The sequence below is a fragment of the Bacillus cereus group sp. N6 genome (assembly GCF_016483705.1).
GTDB lineage: Bacteria > Bacillota > Bacilli > Bacillales > Bacillaceae_G > Bacillus_A > Bacillus_A wiedmannii.
Genome location: NZ_JAEHBI010000081.1, coordinates 1 through 9,140 on the forward strand (window position 1 = coordinate 1; position 9,140 = coordinate 9,140).

Here is a 9,140-nt window from a genome sequence, read left to right on the forward strand (position 1 = left end):
ATCGTCTCACAAGTTCATCTCTTACCTCATCTCCCATCTTTCGCTCTCGCATCCTCTGGAGCTCCAGGTGCTACTGGCGCAACAGGTGCTACTGGCGCTCAAGGACCTCAAGGTGCTCAGGGACCAGCGGGTGCTCAAGGCGCTACTGGACCTCAGGGTGCTCAAGGTATTCAAGGTCCAGCGGGTGCTCAAGGTGCTACTGGTGCCCAAGGACCAGCTGGCGCTACTGGTGCTACTGGTGCTCAAGGTGCTACTGGCGCAACAGGTGCTACTGGCGCTCAAGGACCAGCTGGCGCAACAGGTGCTACTGGTGCTCAAGGACCGGCTGGCGCTCAAGGTGCTACTGGTGCTCAAGGACCAGCTGGCGCAACAGGTGCTACTGGTGCTCAAGGACCAGCTGGCGCAACAGGAGCAGCGGGTACTCCAATTCCTGTAACTATCGCAGCTATCGGAAACTCAAATCCACAAACTATATCCCCTGGAACAAACATCCAATTCAATCAAGTTTTTGAATTAACTAATATCTCTTTCAACGATACTTCAGATACTTTAACAATTTTAGAAACAGGCGTATATGATATTAGTTTCTCAGCGTCTACAACTTTCCCAGGATCTTCACCATTCGGATTCGGTATTTCATTCAATGGCCAACCACCTAATCGTAACTTCTCAACTAACGTTATCGGTAGTGCTGTTTCTTTCTCTACAATCGTTACTTTACAAGCTGGTACAACGATTGCTGTACAGCCTACAGCAAACACTATTTCTATTCCTAACACAGGCGATACAACTGCAACACTATCCGTATTCCGAATTTACTAATTTTCAATCAATAAGTATATTTATAATAATATGTATCGTTTAACCGTGCATTAAATCTCTCTTTATATAGAAAGGAGCACTTATTTGGGAGGATAAGTGCTCCTTCTTTACGTTTCTTTACCTCAAATTTACTCTGTCTTAATCCTCATTTTGTATGATAAATAGTGAAGTCAAAGATATGAAAGAGGGATGAAAATGAGAGTTATGTCACTAATACGCATTTGGGTTGCTCTTATGGTATGCATTATTTTATGTGTAGGATTTTTTTTAACTCTAAAATATTCCACTATATCAAAAGCAGAGAGAAAAACTGTTCCATACAAACTTTTGTATGCAAAACAAAGCAACATCCCTTATTCCAATGCCTCAAATAATGAAAAAAAAGTTATAAAAGGAATGCTTATTACGAAAGCTGCTAGTTCCGAAGCGTTACTTCAAATTGCTGAAACGATTAAAGTTCAGTATACAAATAAAGAAATTGATGAAATCACGCTTTCTATCCATAATGAAAATAATGGTAATTACGAAGAAGAATTACCTTACGAACCTATTAGTAAAGGAAAAATAATCATCACATACGATTCTCAATCCTTTGGCAGTACAAATGTTACACTTAACGAGTAATACTATTTATCCCAATTAATATGGGCTAACAACTCGTAGAGATAGATACAGCTCCTCCCACCGATTAAAAGTTCACTTAATTTCTCATACGAAAAAGAGGCGAATTTCGTTATTCGCCTCTTTCTTTTACCAAAGTGAAGGAATCCATTCTTTCACTTTGTCGAGCCACTCTTGTTGCTCTTTTTTTCTTTGCTGTTCCTCTTCTTTCCTTCTCTTCTCTTCTTCTTTTCTTCGTTTTTCCTCTTCTATTGTATTCAATTGTTTTTTATAATCAGCCTCAGATATGAGCGATAACTGGAATGCTTTTTGAGCTGGATTGGCATTCGCTTTTTTCATAATATCCCGGAACATTGTCGTCGTAATTTGACTCCCCCCTGGAACATAATGATCGCTATCTGTTTTATCAAATCCTACCCAAATCGCACCTACTAAATCTGGTGTGTATCCAACAAACCATGAATCCTTTGCACCGGTGCTTGGTCCATTTACAATTTGAGTAGTTCCTGTCTTACCGGCCGTATCAACATTATTAACTTTCGCCTTTTCGCCCGTTCCCTTTTCGACAACACCTTTTAATAAATATGTCATCTTTTGAGCAATTTTCTCGCTCGTCACTCGTGTCTCTTTCTTATACCACTGTCCAATTGTTTCACCTTCAGCATTTTGTATCTCTCTAATCGCATGAGCTTCCACTTGGACACCGTCATTTGCAAATGTACTGTATGCTTGAGCCATTACAAATGGAGAGGTCCCAACATGCATCCCACCTAAAGCAATTGGATACGTACGATCTTCTGGCACTAATGGAATACCAAATCGCTCTAAAGATTTCAACCCTTTATCCAATCCAATTTGTTCCAATAGCCAAACAGCCGAAACATTGTACGACTTTGCCACGGCTTCATACATTGTCACATCACCGTGAAAAGTGTGATCACTATTTTGAGGTTTATATTCTTTAATATTAAATGGTTCATCTTTTAATATATCGTATACTTCATACCCTTGCTCTAACGCTGGTACATATACAGCCAGAGGCTTTAACGTTGAGCCAGGTTGTCTTTTTAATTGGGTTGCATGGTTAAACTGTAAAAACTGATACGGTCCTCTACCTCCAACTAAAGCTGGTACACCACCTGTTTTTGGATTCATAAGAACTACACCCGTTTGCATAAGCTGGTCTGAGCCATTATCTTTGAAATAACTCTCATTATTCACAACGTCTTCTACAGCCTGTTGTTTTTTCGGATCAAGCTCTGTGTAAATACGATAACCACCTGCTAAAATTTCATTTTGTGTTAATTCGTACTTGTCCATAGCTTCCCTAACAATATAATCTACATATTGAGAGTATTTCCCCTTGTATTTATCATCCACACCACGTTTTAACACAAGACCGCTCTCTTTTTCTTTATTATACTGTTCGTCAGAAATATATCCTTGCTCTTTCATTAAACTTAATACAACATTACGTCGTTCGATTGACTTATTAAAGTTTTTATATGGTGAATATGCAGACGGTGCTTTAATCAAGCCAGCAATCGTTGCAGCCTCTGAAACCGTTAAATCTTTTACATCTTTATCAAAATAAGATTTAGCTGCCCTTTTTATACCCCAAGCACCTTCGCCAAAATAAATTTGGTTCATATACATTTCAATAATTTCATCTTTCGTATACGTACGCTCTATTTTTTTTGTTAAAAAATATTCCTTTATTTTTCGAGAGTATGTGCGGTCTTGTGTCAGAAATACATTTTTCGCAAGTTGTTGTGTAATTGTACTTCCCCCTGCTACAACTTCTCCTGCTGTAATATTTTTAAAAACTGCACTTATAATTCCACTATAGTAAATACCGTGATGGTTAAAAAACTCCTTATCTTCTACTGCAACAATTGCCTGAACCATAATGTCAGGAATATCTTTCCTTTTAACACCTTCTGTTTTAGAAGAAGCTAATTTAGTCGCAACTTCATTATTTGCATCATAAATTAAGGTCGGTTGCGGAACAGCTTGTTTTAATTCAGATATGTCTTGAATGGAAATTATTATATTTATAGCAACAAATAGAGTAGCGAGTAAACTCCCTAATACAATTAATGAATTACGAAGTTTCTTCCTCTTGTTGAACCACTCCTGCATTTTTTTTAAGTGAGTGTTCTTCAATTTCATTCGTTCACTTCCTTCGTTTGTTTACACTCTTCTTTTCAAAAGGAAGAATATACCTCCTTTTAAATTTATTATAATAACGTAGTCGTTCCTATAGTGTAAAGCTTTTCTTTCACATTCATACTTTTTGCAAGAAAAGGACATTCTACAAGTAAGATATTCACTATTGATTATTAATATTATTAATACAACAATGAGAGTTATGTTAAGTTTTTGTAAACTTTTCGATAAAATGTTTTAAAAAACGACAGTTTTTTGTTAGAATTGATTAGCCAATATATTTTACATATATTACTTTTGTGGGGGTAACTAATAATGGTATTTAAATCAAAAAAAGATAAATTTTCTGAAATGTTAATGAATGTTTCAGAAAATTTAAAAGAAGGCGCGCAGTTTTTCGTGGAGTATAAAATTAAAAATGCTAGCGATTTAAAAGAGTTTTCTATGCGCATGAAAGAGTATGAGTCAAAAGGTGACTCATTTATTCACGAAATCATTATGGAGCTAAACAAAGCGTTTATTACTCCAATTGAACGTGAGGACATCCTACAACTTGCAATGAGTATGGATGATGTATTAGACGGATTAGATCATAGTGCTGGTCTATTCGAAATGTATTCTATTACAGAAGCTGATGAATACATGATTAAATTCGTTGAAGCAATTAATCAATGTGCGATTGAGATTGCAAATTCTGTTGAACTACTGTCTAAAAAGAAGTTAGTCGACATTCGTACGAACGCGATTAAGATTAAGGATTACGAATCACAATGTGATGATATTCGCCGTCATGCAATTAAGCACTTATTCTCTCGTGAGAAAGATCCGATTAAGATTATTCAATACAAAGAGATTTACGAAGAGCTTGAAGAAGTAGCGGATAGCTGCCAAAGCGTTGCAAACGTATTAGAAACAATTATTATGAAGAACGCGTAAGGAGTTTGATCATGGATACACTCTTGATACTGACCGTTTTAGTAGTCATTTGCGCTTTAGCTTTTGACTTTATCAATGGATTTCACGATACAGCAAACGCTATTGCAACGGCTGTTTCAACGAAAGCTCTAAAGCCTAGACATGCAATTATTATGGCAGCTATTATGAACTTTTTAGGTGCGATGACATTTACAGGTGTAGCAAAAACGATTACAAAAGATATCGTTGATCCATTTGCCTTGCAAAATGGTTCTCTTGTAATTTTAGCTGCTTTGCTTGCGGCAATAGCTTGGAATTTAATTACTTGGTACTACGGTATTCCAAGTAGTTCTTCGCATGCAATTATCGGCTCAATCGCAGGTGCAGCTATCGCTGCTGCCGGTATTAGCTCATTAAATCTTAAAGGGTTCATAAAAATTCTTGAAGCTTTAATCATTTCACCGATTATCGCTTTTGTTATTGGTTATATCGTATACAGTATTTTTAAAGTGGTCTTTAAAAACTTTAATTTAACGAAAACGAACAAAAACTTCCGTTTATTCCAGATTTTCACTGCAGCATTACAAGCTTATACACATGGTACGAATGATGCACAAAAAGCAATGGGAATCATTACGATGGCTCTTATGGCCAATAACTATCATACTTCTGACGACATCCCGTTCTGGGTACAATTATGTTGTGCAATCGCAATGGGTCTTGGTACTTCTGTTGGCGGATGGAAAATTATTAAAACTGTCGGTGGACAAATTATGAAAATTCGTCCTGTAAATGGTGTAGCTGCTGATTTATCATCATCACTTGTTATTTTCGGCGCAACATTCATTCACTTACCGGTTAGTACAACGCACGTTATCTCTTCTTCTATTTTAGGGGTTGGTGCTTCACATCGTGTGAAAGGTGTAAAATGGGGAACTGCAAAACGTATGTTAATTACATGGGTTATTACACTTCCTATTTCAGCTTCGTTAGCTGCATTATTTTACGCTTTATTACACTTAATCTTTTAATTAAAAGTCGTCTTCCTTATTTTTCTAGGAAGACGACTTTTTTGTGAACAAACCTTTTTCTTATTAAAAAGCGTGTATAATAATTGGTGGATAAGTTATATAGAGGAGTTGGAAATTTTGGAATACATCATGTTACTTTTCATCGGGTTAATCGCCGGGACAGTCGGGAGTCTAGTCGGGCTTGGTGGCGGAATTATTATTGTTCCGTTATTAATCGGATTACACAGTCTATCACCACAACTTGCAGTAGGAACTTCAATGGTAACAGTCGTTTTTACAGGACTATCTTCCACCCTTACTTATATGAAGCATAAACGAGTAGATTACAAAAGTGGACTTATTTTATTTATCGGGAGTGGCCCTGGTGGTATCATCGGCTCGTGGGCAAACAAACTTTTAAACCAAGATACATTTTCTTTATATTTTGGGATTTTCCTTATTTTTGTCTCCATCCTTCTTATGTTACGAGACAAATTAACCCCCCTTTCTTTATCAAATATGACGGTAATTAAGCGTTCTTTTACAGATAACGAAGGAAACACTGTACACTATCAATTTCCACCGCTTCTCGCTATCTTTATCGCCTTTATAGTTGGTTTTATATCTGGATTATTTGGAATTGGCGGCGGTGCCTTACTTGTTCCAGCAATGATGCTACTTTTTGCATTCCCAGCACATATTGCTGTAGCAACTTCGATGTTTATCGTTTTTTTATCAGCAATTGTAAGTTCTGCAACTCACATCTCCCTTGGAAATGTCAGCTGGGTTTACGCATTAATTCTTATTCCTGGTGCATGGATTGGCGGGAAAATCGGGGCTTATATTAATACAAAATTAAGTGGTAATGCCGTAATTAATTTATTACGTATCACATTAATCATTCTTGGAACTAGATTAATCATTACTTCTTTTTTATAACGCGTTCTTTTTAGAATGCGTTTTTCTTATACACATGAATATAAAAATCCTCCTAAGAGAACAAATAAAATTAAACAAACACATAATAACATATAATTGGAAATATGTACTTTCTTCAAGTTGACCACTCCTATAACTGCGACTGTTATCTTTATGATAGCGAAAAAATAATTCACTTGCAGTTACAAAGTGCTAACAATGCAAAATCATTTATTACAAATTTTATCCTTATATTTCATTTCTTTGTATATTCTATCGTTTTAATAAAAAAAGATGTCATATTGACATCTTTTTTAGTGAAGAAGTGACCATCCCATAAAATCCTCATGTACTTGGCACGCCCTCTTATCGTTTCGATCATATAATTCAGCATAACTATCTGTTTCTTCATCATAAGCCATCGTATAAATAATTTGGCCGTCTACTTCAACGGATAACACGACTCCACCTTTCATCTCTTCTACATGAATGATAGCATTCGCCGGAATTCTCATATCCGTCATTTTTATCGCATCTAACAATATACTAAACCCCCTACAGCGTATTCATTGCTAGTACTATTACACACTAAATAGTATACTACTGTAATAGCATATATTTCGTCAATGAAATTGCTATTTAAAAGCATATTGTCTTTATACATATACGCTAAAATAGAAGAAATAGAAATGTTTAAATGGGGGGCTAACATTGATTCTACACAAAGGAGATGTACTATTCCGTCAAGGCGAGGACGGTCCTTTATATTTTATAAAAACAGGTTTATTAAAAGTAGTACGGATAGAAGAAGATGGAACACCATTTCTATTCAACATTATCGTTCCAGGTGAAACGATACCTCACCATTCTTTAATTTCACCGAAGGAATATCACGGTACAGCAATCGCTTTAATGAAAACAGAAGTTGAACCTATAATTAGTAATGAATGGTACGATCAACTTCAGGCAAATCCTGCATCATATGCAAATATTGCTATGCAACTACAATCAAAATTAAGAATGATGCAACAGCGTATCGATCAATTGACAACCGTCTCTCCGAAAGAACGTCTACATCGTTTACAAGAATGGTTCACACTATATTTAGGTGACATTCCTATATATGAAATATTAACACAAACTGAAATCGGTCAACTCATAGGTATACGCCGCGAAACGGTAAATCGGCTGTTACGAGAACAAATAAAAAACGAGGTAAAATAATACCTCGTTTTTTACTTATTTCAAACTTCATCTATTGTAAGCTTGCTGCTGGACCGAAAAATTCATAATGAATATGCTCTTGTTCCACACCTAAATTAGTTAGTGCAGCATTTATATGCTTCATAAATGGTACGGGACCACAGAAATAAAATTCTGCTTCAGTTGTCGGAATAATAGTTTGTAACCATTCAGCTTCAATGAAACCTTCTTTATCAAAGTTCTTCATTTCCATATCTTTTTCAGTTGGTGCAGAATAGCAAGTGTATGCTTTAACTTGTTCGTATTCATTATCTACTGTCTCAACGTGTTCTTTCATTGCATGTGTATTACTATTTATCGCTGCATGAACAAAACATACATTACGTTTTGAGTTTTGTTCAATTAACGTATTTAGCATACTCATCATTGGTGTAATACCTACTCCACCACTAATTAGCACAACTGGTAATGTTGAATCCATATTTAATACGAAATCTCCTGCTGGTGCACTTACTGGTAACATATCCCCTTCTTCTACATGATCGTGTAAGTAGTTAGATACTTTACCGTCCGGTGTATCTACACCTTTTTCTTTCTTTACACTAATACGATAATATTCTTTTCCAGGAGCATCTGATAAACTATATTGACGATTATGTGTATACGTTTCACCTTCTATATTTATTTGAATCGTTACATATTGTCCTGGGATGAATGAAGAAACTTGTCCACCATCTTCAGGTTTTAAATAAAATGATGTAATAACGTCGCTTTCCTTCACTTTTTTAACAACCACAAAGTTACGGAAATCTTTCCATCCACCTTCTTTATGTGCCGCTTCTTCATACATCTCTGCTTCAATGCTAATGAATGCATCAGCAATGACACCATAAGCTTCTCCCCATGCATTTAAAACTTCATCAGGTGCACCTGCGACCTCTTTAATTGCACGTAGTAAACATGTACCTACAATCGGGTAATGCTCTGCTTTAATACCTAAACTTCTATGCTTATGACCAATTTGTTTTACAACTGGAATAATAGCTTCTAAATTATCAATATACGTTGCAGCTGCATAAACAGCATTCGCTAGCGCTTGTTGTTGTCTTCCCTTTTTCTGATTTGTATGGTTGAAAATATTCAATAACTCCGGATGTTCCGAAAATAAAATTTGATAAAATCTCGTTGTAATTTCAACGCCTTTTTCTTGTAATAATGGTACTGTTGACTTTACGATTTCAATTGTTTTTGCACTTAACATTGTATCCCACTCCTCTATTTCCTTAACTGTTTTTAGTTTAACTGAATTGTATAGTACATATTGTGATTTTAATCACTATTAACACGGTGTTTTTGTGAATAATATATGAACATTGCACTTACAAAAGAAAATAAGCCAACTAGAATTTGAACTGCACCCCAATTGTTAGACACAGTCTAACAATTGGAGGTGCAGTTTTTTGTATGACAAAATTTACGAAG

General features: G+C 35.9%; 9 protein-coding genes. 6 read left to right on the plus strand and 3 right to left on the minus strand.

All coding sequences use genetic code 11. From position 1 onward, the window contains the following. Together JDS99_RS28765 and JDS99_RS28770 are read left to right on the plus strand one after the other, a co-directional pair. On the plus strand, positions 1-822 hold an 822-nt coding region (locus JDS99_RS28765), incomplete at its 5' end, for a Gly-Xaa-Xaa repeat protein (RefSeq protein WP_242475786.1). A 195-nt stretch (positions 823-1,017) separates the two neighbouring features. Continuing rightward, positions 1,018-1,446 (plus strand): hypothetical protein, encoded by a 429-nt coding sequence (locus JDS99_RS28770; RefSeq protein WP_088062681.1) that lies wholly within the window; start codon positions 1,018-1,020, stop codon positions 1,444-1,446. A gap of 126 nt (positions 1,447-1,572) precedes the next feature. Here JDS99_RS28770 and JDS99_RS28775 read toward each other — a convergent pair whose 3' ends face one another. After that, entirely contained in the window at positions 1,573-3,615 is a 2,043-nt protein-coding gene (locus tag JDS99_RS28775) for a transglycosylase domain-containing protein (RefSeq protein ID WP_087985520.1), read from the minus strand. A 312-nt stretch (positions 3,616-3,927) separates the two neighbouring features. Here JDS99_RS28775 and JDS99_RS28780 point away from each other — a divergent pair, with 312 nt between their 5' ends. From JDS99_RS28780 to JDS99_RS28790, 3 genes are all read left to right on the plus strand, one after another. Continuing rightward, positions 3,928-4,548: a DUF47 domain-containing protein gene (locus tag JDS99_RS28780; protein ID WP_000231446.1), complete on the plus strand. Its 621-nt coding sequence runs from the start codon at positions 3,928-3,930 to the stop codon at positions 4,546-4,548. An 11-nt stretch (positions 4,549-4,559) separates the two neighbouring features. After that, positions 4,560-5,558 (plus strand): inorganic phosphate transporter, encoded by a 999-nt coding sequence (locus tag JDS99_RS28785; protein ID WP_048544857.1) that lies wholly within the window; start codon positions 4,560-4,562, stop codon positions 5,556-5,558. A gap of 117 nt (positions 5,559-5,675) precedes the next feature. Next, complete coding sequence (locus tag JDS99_RS28790) at positions 5,676-6,476, plus strand: sulfite exporter TauE/SafE family protein (protein WP_199696229.1); 801 nt, start codon at positions 5,676-5,678, stop codon at positions 6,474-6,476. A 293-nt stretch (positions 6,477-6,769) separates the two neighbouring features. Here JDS99_RS28790 and JDS99_RS28795 read toward each other — a convergent pair whose 3' ends face one another. After that, positions 6,770-6,997: a hypothetical protein gene (locus JDS99_RS28795; protein WP_000882907.1), complete on the minus strand. Its 228-nt coding sequence runs from the start codon at positions 6,995-6,997 to the stop codon at positions 6,770-6,772. A 169-nt stretch (positions 6,998-7,166) separates the two neighbouring features. Here JDS99_RS28795 and JDS99_RS28800 point away from each other — a divergent pair, with 169 nt between their 5' ends. Further along, positions 7,167-7,679 carry a Crp/Fnr family transcriptional regulator gene (locus JDS99_RS28800; RefSeq protein ID WP_000600574.1) on the plus strand — a complete coding sequence of 171 codons (513 nt, stop codon included), beginning with the start codon at positions 7,167-7,169 and terminating at the stop codon, positions 7,677-7,679. A 31-nt stretch (positions 7,680-7,710) separates the two neighbouring features. Here the strand turns inward: JDS99_RS28800 and hmpA are convergent, their stop codons facing one another. Next, positions 7,711-8,919 (minus strand): NO-inducible flavohemoprotein, encoded by a 1,209-nt coding sequence (gene hmpA / locus JDS99_RS28805; RefSeq protein ID WP_088062679.1) that lies wholly within the window; start codon positions 8,917-8,919, stop codon positions 7,711-7,713. Positions 8,920-9,140: the final 221 nt, after the last annotated feature.

Bases quoted from the DNA above. Each gene is read 5' to 3' on its own strand.
- JDS99_RS28770 (WP_088062681.1), top strand. From the start codon at position 1,018: ATGAGAGTTATGTCACTAATACGCATTTGGGTTGCTCTTATGGTATGC.
- JDS99_RS28775 (WP_087985520.1), bottom strand. From the start codon at position 3,615: ATGAAATTGAAGAACACTCACTTAAAAAAAATGCAGGAGTGGTTCAAC.
- JDS99_RS28780 (WP_000231446.1), top strand. From the start codon at position 3,928: ATGGTATTTAAATCAAAAAAAGATAAATTTTCTGAAATGTTAATGAAT.
- JDS99_RS28785 (WP_048544857.1), top strand. From the start codon at position 4,560: ATGGATACACTCTTGATACTGACCGTTTTAGTAGTCATTTGCGCTTTA.
- hmpA (WP_088062679.1), bottom strand. From the start codon at position 8,919: ATGTTAAGTGCAAAAACAATTGAAATCGTAAAGTCAACAGTACCATTA.